Source organism: Thermobifida halotolerans (genome assembly GCF_003574835.2).
Lineage (GTDB): Bacteria > Actinomycetota > Actinomycetes > Streptosporangiales > Streptosporangiaceae > Thermobifida > Thermobifida halotolerans.
Window position 1 is genome coordinate 4898494 of sequence record NZ_CP063196.1, and the last position, 22073, is coordinate 4920566.

The window sequence follows — 22073 nt, forward strand, 5'->3', positions numbered from 1 at the left end:
CGACCCGACATGCGGGGAGCGATGGGATTAGCGGGTGACGTAAGTTTTGTGCTGGCCAAGGCGAAGCAGGCCAGGCGCCGACGAATATCACCAGGACTGACGGAGGACAAGCATGTCCTCAAGATGCTTCTCCGTGATGGCATCGTGGTCATTCCACAGTTTTTGGATATCGAGACCGTGCGCGCCATCGCAGAAGAGACGCACAGCAGTACGGATCTGCTGGCCGATGCCCTACACCCAGACATTGTGAAGCGGAACGCGCGGCGGTTGCTTCTCAATCCGCGCAAACATGTCCCCAGTTCGGTGCGGGTATTCGACGACGGGCGGATCCGGAACCTAGCGAGAGCGTACCTTTCGCCCGAAGCGGTGCCCGACAGGGAGGCAGTCCAGGTCAAGAAGGGAGTCGGAGAGCAGAGTATTGTCGATTTTTACCACATCGACGAGTGGCGTCCGCTGCTCTCCGTCTTCTTTTACCTGACGGACGTCGGCTCCGATAACGCCCCGATGGAATACCTTGTCGGCAGTCACCGTGGGGCTCTGTGGAGAGCCCGACTCGAACAGGACTTTTTTGAGTACTACCGCAAGGATGCTCAGGGCCGATACGCCAATGAGGAGAGCGCGTATGCTGGCTGCATACTTCCGACACAGGCGAGGCGCCTTCGTGAGCGCTATAAATGGCGATCGATGTCCTGCGAGGGCGCGGCGGGCACCCTGGTCATCTTCGACAACCTCGGTCTGCATAGAGCCCGGCCGCTGAAGGCTGGCACACGACTGCTGCTGTCGGCGTACTGGCAGTTGCCGGACGGAGATATGGAGTGAACGGGCCGGATGGCTTGGACATTCCCAATGACGGCCAGTGACGTGAGCAGCGTGCTGGCGTAGATGCAGCGCCCGACAGGAGCGGACTGACATGGGGACCACCGAATCTCACGACTCGGACGGACAACTCCGGCAGAAGCTGATCAACCGGATCACTCGCCGAGCATGGCTCGACAAGGATTTCCGGCAGCTTCTCATCGATGATCCGCAGGCGGCAGTGCTGACAGAGTTTGGCGAGATTCCCGCCTTGATCCGAGGTTTCACGGTCCGCCCCGCGCCGGTCGATCGGGCAGCCCTGCGCCCCTTGGAAGGACGTCGGACTCTGCGTATCAAGCCGAAGCCCGGCGGTCGCCCGATTAGCGTCGTGCTGCGCCACTTCCTTGGTGACCAGGAGCTGATCGTTGTCCTCTACACTCGGCGGTGCGCCTTCAGTTGCTCCTTCTGCACCCTGCCGTCAGCCGGGGCGATCACGGACGTGAAGACGGAGGAGATAGCGGCCCAGTTTGGAGCAGTGAACGACTTCGTCCGGGCGAAGGCGAAAGGCGACGTCACACGGGTCGCCCTCGGCAATGAGGGTTCCATACTCGACGAACGCACCCTCCCCGTGGACCAGTTGCACATGGTGATGGCTGCGGCGCGCAGCCTGCCCGGAGTCCGGGAGATCGTCCTGGAGACCAGACCTGAATTCGTCACCTCCACGGTGCTCGATACGGTCGACTCGCTCAGGGGCGACTGTTCCGTGACACTGAAGATCGGCTTGGAAAGCAGTGACGGCCATCTACGGAACGGCATCCTGGGAAAGCGCATGTCCTTGCTGGATTTCGAGGACGCCGTGCGCCGCGCGGGCACATTCGGCTATGCGCTGGAAAGCTACGTCCTGCTCAAATCGCATCCGCACCACAGTGACACGCAGGCGCGACAGGAGACCATCAAGACATGTGAGTACGTCAAACAGGTGTGTGCGGAACACACGGTTCCGCTGACCCTGCGCGTCAACTCCATGTACATGGCCGCCGGTTCGCGGTGGGCTTCCGAGGCCGAAGCCGCCGGGTGGCACCCGCCGTCGGTCTTTGACGTGGCAGAGGTGATGTGGGCAGTCCGAACGGACCAGGTACGTGTCTTCGCCGGTGTCTCCGAGGAGGGTCTGGCCACCCAGAACGGGCACTTCGTCGCCCGCGACGACTTCGAGCCGTGGGCACTGGACGCTCTGGTGAAATACAACGCGACCGGTGACCTGGAGTACCTGAGGCAGGTCGCCCTCTTCAGAGATCAACGGTTCGGAGGCGACGCTTGACAACAAAACCGAACCCCGATCACCGGGGCCGCTTCGACGGTCACCTCAAAGACATGGGAGCGGTACCGCCGAGCCTCTTCCAAGACCTGCGCGATCGAGTCAACTCATCGGTCTGCGAGTGGCCACAAACCGGTACGAAATTCACGCAGGCCATCAGCGGCCTGGACAACATCGCACTCCTGTTCCCAGCGAATTATCCGGCATCACATCTGGACTCTCGACCCACCGAACAGTGGAGTCACTGGCAAGACTGCGTATCGCCGCTGATCGGCTTCGTTGCCGCTCGGCTCCGTCTCGGCGCCTACGAGCCGGCGAAAGTACTTCTCTCCCGGCTCCGGGCCGGTGCTGTGATCGCCGAGCACATCGATCTGAACCCGTCCTCGCAGGTGCCCCACAAGGTCCACATTCCGATCATCACGTCTCCTCTCGTGGCATTCACCGTGGAGGACGACGAGTACCACCTGCGACCCGGCCGGGCATACGAGCTGAACAACCTGCGAAGGCACGCTGTCTACAACCGTGGGGAGACCGACCGCATACATCTGATCATCGAGGTGTATCCCACCTCCGGGGCGAGCCGTCCGGCCCAATAGCGCGATGGAAGTGAGACTCGCGCCGGACGTGGACATCTTCATGGTGGACCGGACGCTGCTCCTGCACCGCCAAGGCCGCGCGTTTGTCCGGATCCCCGCGACGCCATCCGCACTGACCGCCGCAGCCCGTCTCAGCGGTGTCCCGTCGTGTCCGGCACCAGACATCAGCTCCACCGGCGGCAGTGGGAGGGCAGGGGCGATGGTCACCTCGGTACTCGACAAGGCGGGCCTGCTCGAATGGGGACCAAGGCCGAGCGGAGTCTCGAACTCCCCGCAGAACACCAAGGACAGCGCGCCTCGGTTCGGTCGAGCGTGCATCAAGCGGATGCGCATCAGCGGCAGCGACGCGCAAGCCTCAGAACCTGTCGTTTTCGTGGTGGAGAGCTGGGCCGATCTGGCGCTGTTCGATCCGTCAGCCGTTCCCGTCGGCAGACCGTGGGCCGTCTGCCGCGTTCGGGCCGGTACCGTGCAGATCTCCTCGCTGCTCCAACTACCCGAACCCACCATGTGCTGGGAGTGCCTGCTCGGCCGTCTACTCGGCCACGACGATCTACTCCGTGCGATCTGGCCCCGTCTCTCCAGCGGTGCCTGTGTGCGACTGACCGCCGGGGGCATGCCATCGGAAGAAACCATGAGGCTGGTCCGATCCGCACTGCGATCGGTCACCGCCGATGCGTGTCCTGGCATCCTGCGCCTGGACGTCGGAGAGGAAGCCTCCGCGTTCCTCCCCGTTTCACCGTACGCCACCTGTCGGCACGGTCACCGATACGACAGGAGTTGGCGGTCGTCGGCCGGACCTGGGAGCTGTGCCGACCCGACCAAGGGACTGACGCGGGCGCGCCTGCGGTTGGAACCGTTGACCGGGCCGGTCACCGGACTGATCGAGCCAGCACGGACCGTCGCGGACCTGGATCTGCCGATCCATGTGGCCACTGTGCGCTACGCCGACGCCAGCGGTGAGGGCTCGACCGTAGCGGTGCACCCGGACGGATCGATCACTCATGACTCAAGACTGCGAAGGGAGGCGTTCGGCAGCGGCCTGACAGCGGAGCAAGCCAGAGTTCGCGCTGGTCTCGAAGGTCTGGAACGGTACTGCTCCGTACAGCAGGCGCACGATCCTCTTCTCCTTCGTGAGAGAAGTCTGGCAGACCAGGCGCACCTGTGTCCGGAGCGGAACATCGTCGTGCCAGCCGGCCCGGACCTCGGGTGCTGCGCCGAGCAGGAATGGGTTCTGTGTACCCCTCTGGAAGGCATGTCGGCCGTCGCGGTTCCGGCGGCGATGTGTTTCCATCGAGCGGCGCGTCCAGCGATCTCCGGAGGCACTGGAATGGCGCTGGGGGAGACGCCCGAGGACGCCGTTGTCACGGGCTTCCTGGAATATCTGGAGCGGGAGGCGGTCAACAGGTGGTGGCGGCAAGGGCCGGGGGCCGATCGGATCCGCCTTGACCTGGTCGCGGACGAACTCGTGGAAATCATGGTGTCGTACCACCGGGAGCGTGGGAGATCACTGTTCGCGCTCCGGGTGCCGCCGCCGATGCCGGGCATCGAGGCTGTTGTCGCCGTGTCCAGCCTGTCGCAACGCGGATTTCCCCTACTGGGCATGGGGGCGGGCTTCACGTTGACGACAGCGGCGGCAAAGGCCCTGCGCGAGGTAGGTCAGGCACTCGCCTTCGAGCAAGCCGAAAGGCGGAAGTGGGCCTCGGTCCCACACTCGGCTGTGCGATGGCTCGCCGATCAGGCCACGGCCCCGTTCAGCATGTCGGATGACGGGGGAAGCACAGTGCCCCCGGCTACGGACGGACTGACCCGCGTGACCAACCTGTCGCGGGCAGTTGGTAGAACGCCTCTCATTCTCAACTACCAGCGACCCGAGGTGCCGTTCCCCTGCGTCCGTGTTCTGGTCCCCTCGGCGCTCGGCGACGAATCAGTTCCGTGTCGCGCGGCACCAGGGAGCGGAAGGGGAGAACTACCGTGGTGAAGTCCCCGGAGGTCTTCGTCATCGGCTCCTCCCGGGCCGGTACGAGCACCCTGCGCACCTACTTCGATGAGCACCCTCAACTGTTCGTGCCCGAAGTCCTGGAGCCTCGCTACCACGCAGTTGACACCCGTGAGGCACTCCGCGGCCCGGGGGACGAGGAGATGGCCGCCGGGATGGTCGCTTCACGCGACGACTACCTGGGCCTCTTCCAGGAGTGTGCGCCGCATCAGCGTGGCGTGGAGGTCACACCGGCCTATCTGTCGTCGCGGTGTGCTGCGGAATCCATTCGGCGGACCGCTCCGGAGGCGCAGATCATCGCGATCCTTCGGCATCCGGTCGAGCGGGCGTTCTCCAGCTTTCGGCTTGAGCGACTGGAAGGCACGGAGCCGGAGAGCGATTTCAGCCGGGCGCTTGACCTGGAGGCGCAACGACGCGCCTCAGGGTGGGGTTACGTTTGGCGTTACCGTGAGCGCGGCTTCTACGGCAGACACCTGCTGCGGTACTTTCAGACCTTTGCTCCACACCAACTGCTGGTCCTTCTGTACGACGACTGGAAGCGCGATGGCGGACACCATGTGCTTGCGGCCATCTCCGACTTTCTTGGCGTGGAGCCCTTCGGACTGACCGGACCCGCCCGGGTGGAGAACTCCGCCTCACCCGAGCGCTTCAGAGCCCGAGGGCTCACGCCGCCGGAGTTGGACTCCGCCACTGCCCTGAAACTGCGCGATTCGTACGAATCGGACTTCGACACTCTGGAGACACTGATCCGCCGGGACCTGACGGTCTGGCGCGAATGGTCCCCGTCAGGAGCCAACGCTTAGCTTCGTCCACACCGTACGAGAAGTGTCGAAACGTGTGTGCGAGGGAGCACCGAGGCGGACGGGCTTCTCCGCGCACGGCAGGGTCCGGCCAGTTCCCTTCCTTTGGTCGAGAACACGGTCCAGCGCACGGACCCGGTCCCGCGAGGCACACCGCTTCCAGCCCCACCCAGCACCGTCAGATCTGGGGTGGGCACTCCACGTGGCACAGGCTCAGGCCGTCCGTGAGCGTGAGTTCCACCGCTTTGGTGATCAACAGCCGGAACTCGTTGGCCCGGCCGCCTTGCAGGACGGGGGCGACGGTGTAGTAGGGGTTGTAGAGAGACGCTATGCCCAGCAGGTGACGGACCAGGATGGACGGGTTGTCCTCTGCGGCGGCCTTGGCCACCTTCTCCGGGAACTCGAACAGCCTGAGGAGCAGCAGCGCCTCCTGGGCGTCGACAGAGAAGGATGTGATATCGGCGGCCTTGGGGAGGGCTCTGCCGTAGCGGCGCAGAATCGACCGGGCGCGTACGGCGGAGTACACCACGTAGGGACCGCCGGACTTCTCGAACTCGGCGATCACCGGGGCCAGGTCCTCCTGGGGGATGGGCACAGTGCCCTTCATGTCCTTCTTCAGGTCGTTGAAGAACACCGCCCCGACCGCGAGCTGCTGTGCCGCCTGTTCGACCTCGGCGGCACTCATGTCACTGCCGTCGGCGGTCTTGGCCCGGTAGTGCCGCACCGATTCGGCCAACAAGTCGGTGACACTGGCCACGCTGTCGCGGCTGGAGAGCTTTTTGCCGGTCTTCGCGTCGACGTAGAAGCCGAAGTAGATATGCCGGAAGTCCACCTGCCCGGGTCGCACCAGACCGAGGACCTCGGCGGCCTGGAAGAGCCGGGAGAAGTGCACGCGCTGTTCCTGGCCGACGACGTAGACGATGTCGGTGGGGTCGAAGATGTCCCGGCGCATCCGGATCGCACCCACGTCGCGGGTGGCGTAGATGCTGCGTCCGTCGGAGCGCCGCACGACCAGGCGCTCCCCTCCCGGAAGAGGCACCACGATGGCCCCCAGGTCCTTGGCGAGCTGGGTAGCTGCCTGATCCCGGGCTTCAGCGGTCGTCTTCTCAGCCTCGACCAGCCGGTCGAGTCTGGCGATCTCCTCGTCGACCATGTCCTGGGTGAGCCGGTAGGCGCGCCCGTCCTGGATGGCCTGGTCCACCACCTGGTTGCCGGCGTCGGCGTAGAAGCTCTCACCCATGGTGAAGTCGATGTCGATGTCCAGCGCCCGATAGAAGGACCGGAAGTCGTCCAGGCTCCAGCCGACCATGCGTTCCCACAGGGCGACCTCTTCGGCGTCGCCCTCCTCCAGTTTCTGGAAGCGGGCGTCCGAAGCGGCCACGAACTCCTCGTGGGCGTTCTTCAGTTCCTCGGCGGTGGTCAGGCCGGGGAAGTAGGTGGCGATGACCTCACGGTCGGTTTCCGGTGCGGCGTCCAGGTCGACGCCTGCCTCGACAGTGCGTTCGAGGGAGCGCCGGATGGCGTAGATCGCCAGAAGCCGCTCGTTGTCGTCCATGGAGGCGGGGAACAAGTCATGGAAGCGGCGGTAGCCCTCCAGCATGAAGCCGAAACCACCGAAGTCGTTGATGTGGTTGACCCGGTAGACGAGTGCGCCGCATGCCTCGTACAGGTTGGCCAGTACGTGGCCGATCATGGTGGAGCGCAGGTGACCGGCGTGCAGTGTCTTGGCGACGTTGGGCGAGGAGTAGTCCACCACGTAGGTGCGGTCGGCCTGGCTGTCGTTCAGTCCGAACCGGTGGTCCAGGTCGACAACGGCCTGGACGCTGCTGAGGAACCAGGAGTCGGCCAGACGGACGTTGACGTAGATGCCCTTGTGCGTCACCTCGGCGACCGCGTCGCTCAACTCGGGGCCGCGCATGGCCTCGACGATCCATGGGACGTGCGAGGCGATGTACTCCTTGGCACCGACTTCCTTGAGCAGGCCGGTCACCCGGATCGCGATGTCAGCGCCCATCTTCGCGCGATCGAGGATGTCGAGTTCCCAGAGCAGCTCGGTGCGTCCCGAGCGTTCCCGCAGCGCACGGGTGATACGAGCTTTGAGGTCGGCCAGTGGGTAATCCGTCGCGGCCGGGGGAGTGGAGACCTGCCACCGCTCCTTGACGGAGTCGCGGAGCGCTTCCACCTCGTGCCTACGGGTTTCGTTCAGCTTGGCCAACTCGTTCATAAGGATCGGTTCTAGTGTCCTGGAAGTAGTCGTATCGGGTGAGTGTGTGGCCTGATGCTCGCCTGCGCCGCATCGGGAACCGAATTCCGGCCGGAGACACGGACCGCACACGGCTGGTACCGGTTGTCTTCACGAAGGGCGGTGACCCGGGGGTCAGCGGCGGTGCCGACGGCGAGAATCACTCGTCCGGCGGCGTGCCGCCCAGCCAGTCTGAAGAGACACTGCGTGGATCGGCACCTTCGAGGCGGTTCTAGGGCTTCGGCTTCTGAGCGTACCCTAGTGCTCCGGCCGCACAGGTTTGCCGGGGTGGTGGTGACGGCGGGCGGCGGTTGGACAGGCGGTGACTTTCCGCCCCGAAAGAGCGGCTTCGTGAACCCGGCACGCACCGCCTCACGCCGGAGCGGGGCGCGGACGGCGGGGCGGACGCCACAGGCGGACCGTCCACCACAGCAGGGCCGCCGTCGGCAACAGGGTCAGCGCGTGCCAGGGCAGCCGCCACCACGGGGAGACGGTGGCGGCGGGGGCGGCGGGGACGTGCGCGGGCACGGCGGGCGTCGTGGCCAGCGCCCACATCAGGAAAGCGTCGCCCACCGGCAGCACGCCGCCCAGGTAGCGGCGCTCGCCTCCCCACTCCACCGCCATGCCGGCGGCCTCGGCGAGACCGGTGAGCGCGGCGGCGGTGGGCGCGTCCCCGGCGAGCACCGCGTCGGCGATGGCGACCGTGCTGGCCGACGCGGACAGCCCGAGGACCAGCGGACCGGAGTCGACGTCTCCGGGGGAGTCGTCGCCCCGGGGGTGTTCGCGCACACCCGGCAGCATCGCGGTGTCGGAGGCGAACAGTTCGCGGAAGACCGTGTAGTCGGCCGCGGCCCACTCGGGGTCGATCTCGAACAGGAAACGCAGCAGCAGCGACTGGGAGGTCGCCCGCGCGCCCTGGAGCACGCGGCCGTCCACGGCGTCCACCCGGTGCGGGATGAGACCGGTCACGGGGTCCAGGCGCGTCCGCACCTGCGTCATCCACGTCCGGAACAGGAGAGCGTAGCGGTCCTCTCCGGCCAGGTGGTCGCGCAGCCGCAGCGCGGCCATGGCCACGACGCTGTCCACCGGCCACGCCTGCCCCGGGTAGGCGGACAGGAACGGGGTGCCGTCCGCGATGGACGTCTCGAACGCGGCGGCCAGCTCCTCGGCGGCGGCGTCGAGTGCGGCCATCTCCTCGGGCGCGGCCCGTGCCCCGCCCGCCGCGGCCACGAGCCGTCCGCGCAGCCAGGTGCTCCACCCCGCGTGGAACACCCCGTGGGCGGGCACGGCGTCGGCGGGAAACGGCGCGGTCCCCTCCGGTGAGGACAGCCGCTCCAGCGTCCAGCGGGCCTCCGCCAGTGCCTCGTCCCGCCGCTCCGGGGCGCGCTGGGCGACCGACAGCCAGGTCAGTCCGTACAGCGCGTGCGTGAAGAAGTAGCCCTCGGGAAACAGCGCCTGCATGTCCGCGCCCGCGCCCCCGTCCAGCGCGCTCCGGACGAACGCCAGGCGGGGCAGCGTGTCGGCGACCACCTCGGCGTCGGTGCGCTCCAGCGGCGACGGGGTGTAGGAGCGGACACTCGTCAGGGTCACGACCCCGGTGACCGCGACGGTCGTCAGGGTCAGCAGCAGCGCCGCGGTGGTGCGCGCGGGGGAGCGGCGGGCGGACTGATCGGGCACCCGCCCAGCATGCCGCGAGTGGGGGTGTGCGCGAAACCGCGGTCCGCGGGACGGCGGCGCCGGACCCTCACTCCTCGGACGAGCCCAGCCGGTGCAGCCAGGACGGGGCGCGGCTCACTCCCGCCACGCCCCGGCGGACCTGGTCGGTGATGCGGCCGAGCACCAGGTTGTTGGCGAGCACGCAGGCCTGGGCGACGCCCTGGGCGCGGCTGGCGCCGTGCGCGATGACCACGGTGCCGTTGAGGCCGAGCAGCACCGCGCCGCCGTAGGACTCGGAGTCGAAGCGCGCCCGCAGTTCGCGCAGGGCCCGGCGCTGGAACAGCGCGCCGAACCGCGCCAGCGGGCTGGAGGTGAGCGCCGCGCGGATCTCCTCGAAGGCGAAGCTCACCGCGCCCTCCACCGACTTCAGCGCCACGTTCCCGGTGAAACCGTCGGTGACGACCACGTCCACGAGTCCGGCGAGCAGGTCGTGTCCCTCGATGTTGCCGCGGAAGTCCAGCCGGGGCTCCTCCGAGGCGTGGGCGGACAGCAGTTCGGCCGCCCGACGGGCCAGCCTGTTGCCCTTGCCCGGTTCGGAGCCGATGGTGAGGATGCCCACGCGCGGTTCCGCGACGCCGTGCCCGATGCGCGCGTAGGCCGCCCCCAGGTGGGCGAACTGCACCAGCATCTCCGGTTTGGCGTCGGCGTTGGCCCCGGCGTCCAGCAGGACCGTCGGTTTGGGGCGGGTGGGCAGCACCAGGGCCAGTGCGGGGCGCAGCACTCCAGGAAGGGTGCGCAGGCGGACCGTGGACGCCGACACCACGCCGCCGGTGGATCCGGCCGAGACCAGTGCGGCGGCGGTGCCCTGGCGGATCAGTTTGCAGCACACCGCGACACTGGACCGCGCCCGCCGCCATGCCGCCAGCGCGCCCTCGTGCATCGCCAGCGCCTCCTCGGCGTGCACGATCGGCAGCTCTCGGGCGGCTCCCTCGGCGGCGACCAGCGGGGTCAGTTCGGGGGTGCGTCCCACCAGGACCAGGCGCAGTCCGTGCTCGCGTACCGCCCGCACCGCTCCCGCGACCACCTCGCCGGGGGCGTGGTCGCCGCCCATCGCGTCCACCGCGATGAGAGGCGGTTGGGCGGAAGAAGACCGCTGGGCGGTGACTGCGCTGCTCATGGGGCTCCTCGTGCGGGTGGAGGGCACGCGGCGGGCCGATCCGGTGCGTCCCCTGGGTCAGGGTATTGCGCATCGCCGGGGCCGTGGTGACGAGGCCACACCTTGGACGAGAAGATCGGTTATACGGTGCGGAACCTGAGAAATCACTGTGTTTCCGAGATATTGCCGCACTCGGAATTCTCACCTCAGAAGGGGATGAATAGTGTAAGAAGCCTGCCGGAATCGGACCCCCGCGAGTGAGAGGGGGGCGACGCAGCCCATGTCGCCCCGTGACCGCGCCGACAAGGTCATAAGCGGGTCCGATATGCGCACACAGTGCGACCGCGATATCACGTTCGGTCGACCGACCGCCGACTCGCGTGATATGTGACACGAGAGGAGACGCGTGAGCTTGACGCACGACATGGCACTGCAGGCGTCCGCCGGCCGCCGGTTCCGTGCCTACACGTCGAAGCACCTCGACGAGCTGACCGCTCGTGCGGGGCTGGGGGACGACGAGCGGCTCGCGATCCGCGCGGTGGCCACCGTGCTGCCGTTCCGAGTCAACTCCTACGTCATCGACGAGCTGATCGACTGGGACGCGGCTCCCGACGACCCCATCTACCGACTCACCTTCCCGCAGGCGGACATGCTCCCCGCCGAGGATGTGGCGAGGATCGCCGACCTGCTGCGCGGCGACGCCCCCCGCAAGGAGATCAACCAGGCCGCCAACGAGGTGCGGGCCAGACTCAATCCGCACCCGGCCGGGCAGATGGAGCTCAACCTGCCCAAGGTCGGCGAGGAGCCGATGCAGGGCGTGCAGCACAAGTACCACGAGACGGTGCTGTTCTTCCCCAAGCAGGGCCAGACCTGCCACTCCTACTGCACGTACTGCTTCCGCTGGGCGCAGTTCGTCGGCGAGCCCGACCTGAAGATGGCCACCGACGAGATCGACCGCCTGGTGGCCTACCTGCACCAGCATCCCGAGGTCACCAGTGTCCTGCTGACCGGCGGCGACCCCATGATCATGGGCGAGGCGGTGCTGTCGCGCTACGTCGAGCCGCTGCTGGGCGTGGAGACCCTGGAGTCCATCCGCATCGGCACCAAGTCGCTGGCCTACTGGCCGCAGCGGTTCGTCACCGACCCCGACGCCGACGACACGCTCCGGCTGTTCGAGCGGGTGGTGGAGTCGGGCAAGAACCTGGCGTTCATGGCGCACTTCTCCCACCCCAGGGAGATGGAGCCCGCGATGGTGCAGGAGGCGGTGCGGCGCATCCGCGGCACCGGAGCGGTGATCCGGACCCAGGCGCCGCTGATCCGCACCATCAACGACGACCCCGCGGTCTGGGCGAGCATGTGGCGCACCCACGTGCGGCAGGGGATGGTCCCCTACTACATGTTCGTGGAGCGCGACACCGGGCCGCAGGACTACTTCGCGGTGCCGCTGGCCGAGGCCTACGAGATCTTCCGCGACGCCTACACCAGCGTCTCGGGGCTGGCGCGGACCGTGCGCGGCCCGTCCATGTCGGCCACCCCCGGCAAGGTGTGCGTGGACGGAGTCACCGAGATCAACGGTGAGAAGGTGTTCATGCTGCACTTCATCCAGGCACGCGACCCCGAACTGGTCAACCGGCCGTTCTTCGCCAAGTACGACGAGAAGGCCGCCTGGCTGTTCGACCTGCAGCCGGCGCTGGGCGCCACCCGTTTCCCCTACGAGGCGGAATCGCCCGGAGACGCCTCAGGGCTGGTCGGCGCCGCCCACCCCTGATCGCCGAGTGCGCGGTTCCGGCTCCCCGCGGAGGAGGAGTCGGGACCGCGCCGCACGCCGGAACGGCCGGACGTGGTGGGACGACGGAACGTCGCGGGCCAGGTCCGCCGCGCCGATCAGACCCGCCTCGTTGCCCAGCGCCGCCCGGACAATGCGCGCCTCGGGGCGGTGGCCGCGTCCGGTGAGCGCGCGCCCGAAGTGGGTGCGCGCCGGAGCGAGCAGCAGTTCGTCGGCCTCGCACACCCCGCCGCCGATGACGAACAGTTCCGGGTCGAAGGCCGAGGCCAGGTTCGCCAGACCCACGCCCAGCCAGGCGCCCATGTCCTCCAGCAGTTCGACGCAGGCGCGGTCGCCCTCGCGGGCCAGTTCGGTCACCAGCGGGCCGGTGATCATGGACGGGTCGCCGTTCACCGCGTCGAGGAGCCGGGAGGCCATCGGGGAGTGCGACGCGGCCAGTTCCCGGGCCTCGCGGGTCAGGGCGTTGCCGCTGGCGTACTGCTCCCAGCAGCCCCGGTTGCCGCACTCGCAGCGGTGTCCGTTGGGCACCACGACCATGTGACCGAACTCTCCGGCCAGACCGTGGCGTCCCCGGCGCAGCGCTCCGTCGATGATGATGCCGCCGCCGATGCCGGTGCCCAGGTTCACCACGACGACGTCGCGCACTCCGCGTCCCGCTCCCATGCGGGTCTCGGCCCAGGCCGCGGCGTTGGCGTCGTTCTCCACGACCACGGGGAGCCCGAGCCGGTCCTGGAGCGCCTCGCGCAGCGGTTCGTCACGCCAGGACAGGTGCGGGGCGAACAGCACGTTGGTGCGCCTTTCGTCGACGAATCCGGCGGCGCCCACACCGACCGCCCTGATCCGGTGGCCGCGGCTCAGTTGTTCGACGACGTCGACGATGGTGTCCTCGACGACCTTGGGGCTCTTGCTCCGGTCCGGCGTCTCGGTGCGCAGCCGTGCCAGGACCCGGCCCGCCGGGGTGACCACGCCCCCCGCGACCTTCGTGCCGCCGATGTCGATTCCGATGACGAGCCCGCGCCGTCGGCGGCCCGTCCCCCGTGTGAAGACCACGCCGTGTGACCCTAGTCGACCTGGGTGACCGGATGGTCACGCCGCTCCGGGACGGCGGGCAGCGCCGCGCGGTCGAGGGCGGAGGCGGCTTCGAGGACGAGGTCGTGGCGTCCGGCGATGAGTTCCTGGAAGCGGATCTTGGCGCGGATGAGCGGGCGGCGCAGCCGCTGGTCACGGCGGATCGCGGCGGAGAGCTTGACCGAGTCCTCGGGGTAGCGCCACCGCGCCCACGGCGAACCGGGGACCGCCAGTCGCACCGCGGCGACGATGCTGATCACGGGGACGAAGACCCCGATGATGCCGCTCCAGATCTTGCCCTTGAGGAGGCTGACCGTCGCGCCCGCGAAGTTGACCAGGATGAGCGAGGCCATTCCGGTCTGCGCGAGCGCGGCGCCCGGTGCGGTGCTCTGGAACTCGCTCCAGCCCACCGGGCGCAGACCGGTCAGCAGCAGTCCGCTCAGGGCGATCGCCACGAACACCGCGTCCACGGAGGTGCGTCCCTGCTCGGTCCAGTACACGTCGCGCAGGTGCAGGATCAGCGCGAACTCGTCCAGCACCAGTGCGGAGCCGAGTCCGAACAGGCCCGCGGCCGTGGCGATGGTCCAGCCGCTCCGGTCGGTGATGAGCAGCCCGGCGACCCCGCCGACCAGCATGAGCGCCACTCCGAAGACGACGTGGTGGATGTGCAGGCCGCCGGGGGTGACATTGCCGGGCCACCACCGGACCTGGGCGCGGATCATCCGCACGCTGAGGCGGATCAGCAGGAACCCGGCCACGAACGCGACAAAGAAGCTGAACAGCGGCAACCGTCCGGTGGCCACGATGTGAACGGTGAACCAATCGCTCACGCATGCCTCCTAGGCCCGGGAAGGGCGCAGTCGACAACCAGGGGGAGAGGAAAGGGGGACGGCGGAGAACGAGGAACCGGCACACCTGCGGATCCGCCGAGCGGAGGGGCGCGCCCGCTCCGGACTCCTGGTGGACAGGTAGGCAAGTGTACGTTCGCCGGATCCTCTCGGACACCCGTGTCGTCCTGAGAACCTCTTGGGAGGCGCCGGGATTCCGGAAGAGTCCAGGAAGAGGGCGAGATCACGGCGCTCCCTCCCCGGTGGCCACTCCCGGCCACCGGGGAGGGAGCGCCGTGGGGACGGGGCCTGCGGGCGCCGGGGGTGGCCGGGGCCGCCGTCAACTCCTCGGGCGATGCCTTGACCGAAAGAACCGAATGTCGTTCTAGTTTTTTGGGGTCCGGCTCTGTAGAGTGCGCCCCATGGAACTGAACGGAGTTGCCGCCGTCGTGTCCGGCGGCGCGAGCGGTCTGGGAGAAGCGACCGTCAGGGAACTGACGTCGGCAGGGGCGACCGTGGTCATCGCGGACCTCAACGCCGAACGCGGCGAGGCTCTGGCGGAGGAGGTCGGCGGCGTCTTCGTCCGCACCGACGTCTCCGACGAGGAGCAGGTGCAGGCGGCGGTGCGGGCCGCGGTGGACACCGGCAGGCCGCTGCGGGCGGCGGTGTCCTGCGCGGGCATCGGCTGGGCGTCCCGCACCGTGGCGCGCGACGGCACACCGCACGACCTGGCCTCCTACCGCAAGGTCATCGACGTCAACCTGATCGGCACCTTCAACCTGGTGCGCCTGGCCGCCGCCGCGATGGCGCGGACCGAGCCGGTCAACGAGGACGGCGAGCGCGGCGCGATCGTCAACACCGCGTCGCTGGCGGGCATCGAGGGACAGATCGGCCAGATCGCCTACTCCTCCTCCAAGGGCGGCATCATCGGCATGACCGTCCCGGCCGCGCGCGACCTGGCCGCGATCGGCGTGCGCGTCAACACCATCGCCCCCGGAATCCTCGACACGCCCATCTACGGCCAGGGGCCCGACGCCGAGGCGTTCAAGGAGCGGCTCGCCGCACCGGTGCCGTTCCCCAAGCGGCTGGGCACCCCGGCGGAGTTCGCCAGGCTGGTCCGCGCGCTGCTGGAGATCAGCTACGTCAACGCCGAGGTCGTGCGCATCGACGGCGGCCTGCGCATGCAGCCGAAGTAGGAGGGCAACCATGGCCGACGAGGTTCTCTACGAGGCGGCGGACGGCGTCGCCGTCATCACCATCAACCGCCCCCGGGCCAGGAACGCGGTGAACCGGGCCGTGGCCGAGCAGATCGCCGCGGCACTGGACGACCTCGACTCCCGCGGGGACCTCACCGTCGGGATCATCACCGGCGCGGGCGGCACCTTCTGCGCGGGCATGGACCTCAAGGCGTTCCTCCAGGGTGAGGTGCCGATCGTCGAGGGACGCGGATTCGGCGGCTTCGCCCAGCGCCCGCCGAAGAAGCCGCTGATCGCGGCGGTCGAGGGATACGCGCTGGCCGGAGGGTTCGAGGCGGTGCTCGCCTGCGACCTCGTGGTCGCCGCCGAGGACGCCAGGTTCGGGATTCCCGAGGTCAAACGCGGTCTGGTCGCGGCGGCGGGCGGACTGCTCCGGTTGCCGCACCGCATTCCCCGCAACATCGCCATGGAGTTCGCGCTGACCGGGGACTTCGTCCCGGCCCCGCGCGCCGCCGAACTCGGCCTGGTCAACCGGCTCACCCCCAGCGGCCAGGCACTCGACGGGGCACGGGAACTCGCCGCGCGGATCGCGGAGAACGCCCCCATGGCGGTCGCCGTCTCCAAACGCGTCATCGTCGAATCCGACGACTGGGCGGGCGAGGAGCGGTGGCGGCGCCAGGACGAACTCACCGGACCGGTCTTCACCAGTCACGACGCGGCCGAGGGCGCCGCGGCCTTCGCGGAGAGGCGCAGGCCGGTCTGGAGGGGTGAGTGACCCGGCACCTCCGACAGCGGCCGTGGCACCGGCGGGCAGACCAGCCGCCGGCGCCACGGCCGTCGCCGTGGGATCACCTGAGCCGGTGCCGCCGGACCGGACGCTGACGGCTCCCCGCGATGAGTGCCGCGCCGATGAGCGCCACGGCGAAGGCGATCACGGCGAACACCATCGTCTCCACACCGGTCACCGGCAGTGACCCCCCGTCCGCCGCGGGCGGCGTCTCGGTGGGCGAGGCGGTGGGCTCCTCCGTCGGAGACGCCGTGGGCGAGCCGGTGGGCTTGCCGGTCGGTTTGCCGGTCGGTGACGCGGTCGGTTTGCGAGTCGGCTTGTCGGTGGGCCGGTGCGTGGGCCGTTCGGTGGGTGACGCGGTCGGTTTGCGGGTCGGCTTGTCGGTGGGCCGGTCCGTCGGCCTGTCGGTCGGCTTGCCCGTGGGCCGGTGCGTGGGCCGTTCGGTGGGTGACGCGGTCGGTTTGCGGGTCGGCTTGTCGGTGGGCCGGTCCGTCGGCCTGTCGGTCGGCTTGCCCGTGGGCCGGTGCGTGGGCCGTTCGGTGGGTGACGCGGTCGGTTTGCGGGTCGGCTTGTCGGTGGGCCGGTCCGTCGGCCTGTCGGTCGGCCTGCCCGTGGGCCGGTCCGTCGGCCGTCCGGTGGGCGAGTGGGTCGGCGACCCCGTGACCCCGTCCAGCCGGGTCGCCGCCGGGGGCGGCCACTGGTCGGGCCATGAGGCGTCGGGGTCGTCCTGGACCGTGGCCTCCCCGGCCAGGTCCAGTCCGGTCGGAAGGTCGGTCGTCTCCCGGGAGCAGCCCGCGGAACCCGATCCCGGGGAGGACTCGGCGAAGCACTCCCACCCGGTGACCCTCGAGGCGTCCCGGACCAGTACCGCTGACGTTCCGGCCTCGGGAGGCGGTATCGCCCGGTCCGTGTTGTGCCAGGCCAGAAGTGATATCGCGGAGAAAGCCAGGGCGGCCGACAACCCCGCCGCCACGATTCCCCTCATCAGAAGACTCAACCTTCCCCCCAGGAGTGAGCGCTGCCGGTTCCACACCCGCGGGACTTTTGGGTGCGCAATCCGAACAACAATCCGTGGAGAGGAGCCCTGAAACCCGGCAGCCCGCACTCTTGGCCAACAATTGGCCTCCTCACCCCGGTTTTGGCAGGCCGATTACCCGCATGATCAGCAACCGGGGAACGCCGCCGACCGCTGGGAGCGCGGACCCGCTGTGCACGGCTCGACCAGGTCGAGGCATCCCACGCAACCCTTTCGGAGTGGGATGCCCCGGAGTGTTGATCTTGACGGGAGCGGGCATCCAACCGCGGAAAATGGCACGCTGGTGTCAAGGTCATCTGGGCAGTGACCGAGGTTGCGCCCACCCGGAGCGTGTCGATCGTGCTCCTGCGGTCATGCCCGGCGCCGGGGACGGTCGCGGCGGAGACCCGCGGGAGGAAGGGGGACCGGGGAGCCCTCCCGCTGCTTCCCGGTCCTGGGGGTGGGGGTCAGATCCGCTGCCACGCCTCGGTGAGCACGGTGCGCAGGACGCTCTCGATCTCGGTGAAGTGCTCCGCGCCGCAGACCAGCGGCGGGGAGAGCTGGACGACGGGGTCGCCGCGGTCGTCGGCGCGGCAGATCAGACCCGCCTCGAACAGGGCGGGGGAGAGGAAGCCCTTGAGCAGGCGGTGCGACTCCTCGTCGGTGAAGGTCTCCTTGGTCTCCTTGTCCTTGACCAGTTCGATGCCGTAGAAGTAGCCCTCGCCGCGCACGTCCCCCACGATCGGCAGGTCGAGCAGCTTCTCCAGCGTCGCCCGGAAGACCGGGGCGTTGGCCTGGACGTGCTCGATGATCCCCTCGCGCTCGAAGACGTCCAGGTTGGCCAGTGCCGCCGCGGCGGCCACCGGGTGTCCGGCGAAGGTGACGCCGTGCAGGAAGGAGTTGCCCGCCTCCAGGAACGGCTCCATCAGCGCCTCACGCGCGATCAGGCCGCCCATCGGCACGTACCCCGAGGTGACGCCCTTGGCGAAGGTGATGATGTCCGGCAGGTAGTCGAAGCGCTGCGCGCCGAAGTACGCGCCCAGTCGGCCGAACGCGCAGATGACCTCGTCCGACACCAGAAGCACTCCGTGGCGGTCGCAGATCTCCCGCAGCCGCCGGAAGTACCCGGGCGGCGGCGGGAAGCAGCCGCCGGAGTTCTGCACCGGCTCGACGTAGACGGCCGCCACGGTCTCGGGGTCGTTCTGCAGGATCGCCGCCTCGACCTGGTCGGCGGCCCAGCGGCCGAACGCCTCCGGGTCGTCGCCGTGCACGGGGGCGCGGTAGATGTTGGTGTTGGGCACCTGGATGGTGCTCGGGACCAGCGGCTCGAACGGGGTCTTGATGGCCTGCAGGCCGGTGATCGACAGCGCGCCCATGCTGGTGCCGTGGTAGGCGATGCGGCGGCTGATCACCTTGTGCCGGGTGGGCTGTCCGATGAGCTTGAAGTACTGGCGGGCCAGCTTCCAGGCGGACTCCACCGCCTCGGAGCCGCTCGTGGTGAAGAACACCCGGTTCAGATCGCCCGGAGCCAGGTCGGCGAGCCGGTCGGCCAGTTCGACGGCCGTGGGGTGGGCGTAGGTCCAGATCGGGAAGTAGGCCAGCTTCCGGGACTGCTCGGCGATCGCCTCCGCGATCTCGGCGCGGCCGTGGCCGATCTGCGAGACGAACAGACCGGCGAGGCCGTCCAGGTACCTCCTGCCGTCGGCGTCGTACACGTAGGGTCCTTCACCCCGCGCGATCACCGGGACGTCGCCGTCCCGGTACGCCGCCATCTCGGTGAAGTGCATCCACAGGTGGTCCTTCGCCGCCTGTTGGAGCTCGTTCGCCGTGAGTCCACTGCCTGACCGCACTGTCACTTGGTTCCCCCAGAGCTGCGTTCCAGCGGAGGGCGCCGGGTCCGGCTCCCTCCGCGCAGACAAGTCGGAGCACGGAGTGCCCCCAATGAAATAGTCGCATCTAAAGAAAACCTGTCAAGTATCGGTTGTGAAATCCAATGTTTACAACGGAATCCCTTGTTCTAGGATGAGGAGTCTGCCAGGGTTTCCGTAGCGGCCCTGTGCGTGCCGTGCCGCAGATGACCAGGGAGAAGAACGTGACCAGCCACTCCGAAGGCCCGCGACGCCTGCGCAACTTCATCAACGGCGAGTTCGTCGACTCCGTCGACGGCCGCACCGCCCCGATCGTCAATCCGGCCACGGGCGAGGTGTTCGCCGAAGCTCCGGTCTCCACCGCACACGACGTCGACAGCGCCTTCCGGGCCGCGGCCGACGCGTTCGAGAACGGCTGGCGCGACTCCACCCCCGCCGAACGGCAGCTCGCGCTGAACAGGATCGCCGACGCCGTCGAGGAGCGCGTCGACGAACTCGTCGCCGCCGAGGTGGAGAACTGCGGCAAACCCGTCCAGGCCACCAAGGACGAGGAGATCTGGCAGGTCACCGACTCGCTGCGGTTCTTCGCGGGCGCCGCGCGCACCCTGGAGGGCAGGGCCGCCGGAGAGTACCTGGCCGACCACACCTCCTGGATCCGCCGGGAACCCCTCGGCGTGGTGGGACAGATCACCCCGTGGAACTACCCCATGGCGATGGCCGCGTGGAAGATCGGCCCGGCCCTGGCCGCGGGCAACACCATCGTGCTCAAGCCGTCCGACACCACCCCCGCGTCCACCCTGCTGCTCGCCGAGATCGCCGCGGAGTTCCTGCCGCCCGGCGTGTTCAACGTCGTCACCGGCGACCGCGACACCGGCCGCGCCCTCGTGGACCACCCCACCCCCCGGCTCGTCTCGCTCACCGGCTCCACCCGCGCCGGATACGAGGTCGCCCAGGCCGCCTCCCGCGACCTCAAGCGGCTCCACCTGGAACTGGGCGGCAAGGCCCCGGTGATCGTGTTCGACGACGCGGACGTGGAGAAGGCCGCACAGGGCATCGCCGAGGCGGGCTACTTCAACGCCGGACAGGACTGCACCGCGGCCACCCGGGTCCTGGCCGCTCCCGGCATCCACGACGACCTCGCCGCCGCGCTCGCCGAACAGGCCAAGCAGACCAAGACCGCGGGCCCCGAGGAGACCGACGCCCTGTACGGGCCGCTGAACAACCCCAACCAGCTCGCCCGTGTCGGCGGCTTCCTCGACCGCGTCCCCGACCACGCCAGCGTGCTGGCCGGCGGCTCCGCCCTCGACCGTCCCGGCTACTTCTTCGCCCCCACGGTCGTGTCCGACCTGCGCCAGGGCGACGAGATGGTCACCGACGAGATCTTCGGCCCGGTCATCACCGTCCAGCGCTTCGACGACGAGGACACCGCCGTGGCCTGGGCCAACTCGGTGGAGTACGGACTGGCGTCCAGCGTGTGGACCAGGGACCACGCGCGTGCCCTGCGGGTGTCGCGCCGCCTCGACTTCGGCTGTGTGTGGATCAACACCCACATCCCGCTCGTCGCCGAGATGCCGCACGGCGGCTTCAAGCACTCCGGTTACGGCAAGGATCTCTCCCTCTACAGTCTGGAGGAGTACACGCGCGTCAAGCACGTCATGAGCTACATCGGTAGAGACTGAGACGTCAGCTGATCCGCTCCTCGGACCAGTATGAGTAATCGACGTCCTCCCGAGGGCCACGTCGAGACGCACCCCCTCCGAGTAAAGGACCACCACGACTATGGCGACCACCACGCAAGAGACACCGGCCGCGCGCGGCGCGGGCACAACGGGCGCCCCAGCGGCCCCCGCCATCAGTCTGGAAGGAGTCGGTAAGGTCTACCGTTCCGGTCACGGCACGATCACCGCGGTGCAGCGGATCGACCTGGAGATCCAGCAGGGGGAGTTCTTCTCCCTGCTGGGGCCCTCCGGCTGCGGCAAGACCACCACCATGCGGATGATCGCGGGATTCGAGGAGCCCACCTCGGGAACCGTGCGCCTGGCGGGCAGGGACGTCACCGGTGTTCCGCCGAACCGCCGCGACGTCAACATGGTCTTCCAGAGCTACGCGCTGTTTCCGCACATGACCGTCGCGGACAACGTGGCCTTCGGCCTGAGGCGCAGGAAGGTCCCCGCAGCGGAGATCAGGACCCGGGTCGCCGAGATGCTCGAGCTGGTGGAGCTGAGCGACCGGGCCAGGCACAAGCCCACCCAACTCTCCGGCGGCCAGCAGCAGCGGGTGGCCCTGGCCCGCGCGCTCGTCAACCGGCCCAGCGCGCTGCTGCTGGACGAGCCGCTCGGCGCGCTCGACCTGAAACTGCGCCAGGCCATGCAGTTGGAACTCAAACGCATCCAGCGCGAGGTCGGCATCACCTTCGTCTACGTCACCCACGACCAGGGTGAGGCGCTGACGATGTCCGACCGCATCGCCGTCATGAACAAGGGCGTGGTCGAGCAGCTCGGCACTCCGGCGCAGATCTACGAGACCCCCGCCACACGGTTCGTCGCCGGGTTCATCGGCACCTCCAACATCCTGACCGGCGCCGTCCACGGCGTCGCCGACGGCCACGCCAGGATCGACTACGGCGACGACCAGCACGTTCTGGCGCACGCGGACGGAGCGGCCCCCGGAGTGGACCTGATTCTCACCGTCCGTCCCGAGAAGATCCATTTGGGCGTCGAGAAGCCGAATGAGACTCTGAGTCGGATTCACGGTACGGTACGCGAGGTCGTCTACCTCGGATCGACCACGCACTACACCGTGCGGACCGTTGACGACACCGAGATCGTGGTGTTCCAACAGAACTCCTCCGACGCCAGCAACCTCGCCGAACGCGGCGACACCGTGTGGCTGTCCTGGCGCCCCGAACACTCCTATGTGCTTCCCGGCTGAGCGATCGGCCGGTCGCCATCCGTCCCCACTACATCAGGA

At 68.7% G+C, this 22073-nt stretch carries 17 protein-coding genes; 10 read left to right on the forward strand and 7 right to left on the reverse strand.

The features are described from left to right. Positions 1-48 precede the first annotated feature (48 nt). The 5 genes from NI17_RS21905 to NI17_RS21925 all read left to right on the forward strand — a co-directional run bounded on the left by NI17_RS21905 (position 49) and on the right by NI17_RS21925 (position 5505). Positions 49-819: a phytanoyl-CoA dioxygenase family protein gene (locus NI17_RS21905; protein ID WP_170163076.1), complete on the forward strand. Its 771-nt coding sequence runs from the start codon at positions 49-51 to the stop codon at positions 817-819. A gap of 91 nt (positions 820-910) precedes the next feature. Next, positions 911-2113 (forward strand): hypothetical protein, encoded by a 1203-nt coding sequence (locus tag NI17_RS21910; protein ID WP_068690160.1) that lies wholly within the window; start codon positions 911-913, stop codon positions 2111-2113. After that, the gene (locus NI17_RS21915; protein ID WP_147416962.1) at positions 2110-2706 is read left to right on the forward strand and encodes an aspartyl/asparaginyl beta-hydroxylase domain-containing protein; all 597 of its coding nucleotides are present in this window, start codon (positions 2110-2112) and stop codon (positions 2704-2706) included. The genes NI17_RS21910 and NI17_RS21915 overlap by 4 nt, the downstream gene beginning before the upstream one ends. Before the next feature lie 28 nt (positions 2707-2734). Further along, a complete protein-coding gene (locus tag NI17_RS21920) occupies positions 2735-4684 on the forward strand; it encodes a YcaO-like family protein (RefSeq protein WP_170163077.1) in 1950 nt (649 codons plus the stop codon). After that, positions 4678-5505, forward strand: coding sequence for a sulfotransferase family protein (locus NI17_RS21925; RefSeq protein ID WP_068690165.1), 828 nt, complete (start codon positions 4678-4680; stop codon positions 5503-5505). The genes NI17_RS21920 and NI17_RS21925 overlap by 7 nt, the downstream gene beginning before the upstream one ends. Before the next feature lie 175 nt (positions 5506-5680). Here NI17_RS21925 and argS read toward each other — a convergent pair whose 3' ends face one another. The 3 genes from argS to plsX all read right to left on the reverse strand — a co-directional run bounded on the left by argS (position 5681) and on the right by plsX (position 10577). Further along, positions 5681-7726 (reverse strand): arginine--tRNA ligase domain-containing protein, encoded by a 2046-nt coding sequence (gene argS / locus NI17_RS21930; protein WP_068690167.1) that lies wholly within the window; start codon positions 7724-7726, stop codon positions 5681-5683. Between the two features lie 390 nt (positions 7727-8116). After that, positions 8117-9421 (reverse strand): hypothetical protein, encoded by a 1305-nt coding sequence (locus NI17_RS21935; protein ID WP_084012528.1) that lies wholly within the window; start codon positions 9419-9421, stop codon positions 8117-8119. Between the two features lie 67 nt (positions 9422-9488). Further along, positions 9489-10577, reverse strand: coding sequence for a phosphate acyltransferase PlsX (gene plsX, locus NI17_RS21940; RefSeq protein WP_068690169.1), 1089 nt, complete (start codon positions 10575-10577; stop codon positions 9489-9491). 403 nt (positions 10578-10980) lie between these two features. Between plsX and NI17_RS21945 the strand changes: the two genes are divergently transcribed. Beyond that, entirely contained in the window at positions 10981-12324 is a 1344-nt protein-coding gene (locus NI17_RS21945) for a KamA family radical SAM protein (protein WP_068690171.1), read from the forward strand. Here the strand turns inward: NI17_RS21945 and NI17_RS21950 are convergent. Beyond that, positions 12295-13392, reverse strand: coding sequence for an ROK family glucokinase (locus NI17_RS21950; RefSeq protein ID WP_068690173.1), 1098 nt, complete (start codon positions 13390-13392; stop codon positions 12295-12297). The genes NI17_RS21945 and NI17_RS21950 overlap by 30 nt on opposite strands. 11 nt (positions 13393-13403) lie before the next feature. Further along, positions 13404-14240 carry a hypothetical protein gene (locus NI17_RS21955; protein WP_068690176.1) on the reverse strand — a complete coding sequence of 279 codons (837 nt, stop codon included), beginning with the start codon at positions 14238-14240 and terminating at the stop codon, positions 13404-13406. Between the two features lie 419 nt (positions 14241-14659). Between NI17_RS21955 and NI17_RS21960 the strand changes: the two genes are divergently transcribed. Together NI17_RS21960 and NI17_RS21965 are read left to right on the forward strand one after the other, a co-directional pair. Then, on the forward strand, positions 14660-15433 hold the full coding sequence (locus NI17_RS21960) for an SDR family oxidoreductase (protein WP_068690178.1): 774 nt from the start codon (positions 14660-14662) through the stop codon (positions 15431-15433). 10 nt (positions 15434-15443) lie between these two features. After that, positions 15444-16208 carry a crotonase/enoyl-CoA hydratase family protein gene (locus NI17_RS21965; RefSeq protein WP_119268049.1) on the forward strand — a complete coding sequence of 255 codons (765 nt, stop codon included), beginning with the start codon at positions 15444-15446 and terminating at the stop codon, positions 16206-16208. A 73-nt stretch (positions 16209-16281) separates the two neighbouring features. On the opposite strand, the gene NI17_RS21970 is transcribed toward NI17_RS21965, so the two are convergent. Together NI17_RS21970 and NI17_RS21975 are read right to left on the reverse strand one after the other, a co-directional pair. Next, the gene (locus tag NI17_RS21970; RefSeq protein ID WP_243597564.1) at positions 16282-17205 is read right to left on the reverse strand and encodes a PT domain-containing protein; all 924 of its coding nucleotides are present in this window, start codon (positions 17203-17205) and stop codon (positions 16282-16284) included. 497 nt (positions 17206-17702) lie between these two features. Further along, positions 17703-19091: an aspartate aminotransferase family protein gene (locus tag NI17_RS21975; protein WP_084012529.1), complete on the reverse strand. Its 1389-nt coding sequence runs from the start codon at positions 19089-19091 to the stop codon at positions 17703-17705. Between the two features lie 218 nt (positions 19092-19309). Here NI17_RS21975 and NI17_RS21980 point away from each other — a divergent pair, with 218 nt between their 5' ends. Both NI17_RS21980 and NI17_RS21985 read left to right on the forward strand, forming a co-directional pair. Then, a complete protein-coding gene (locus NI17_RS21980) occupies positions 19310-20782 on the forward strand; it encodes a gamma-aminobutyraldehyde dehydrogenase (protein WP_119268062.1) in 1473 nt (490 codons plus the stop codon). Positions 20783-20882: 100 nt separating this feature from the next. Next, a complete protein-coding gene (locus NI17_RS21985; protein WP_068690185.1) occupies positions 20883-22034 on the forward strand; it encodes an ABC transporter ATP-binding protein in 1152 nt (383 codons plus the stop codon). Positions 22035-22073 lie beyond the last annotated feature (39 nt).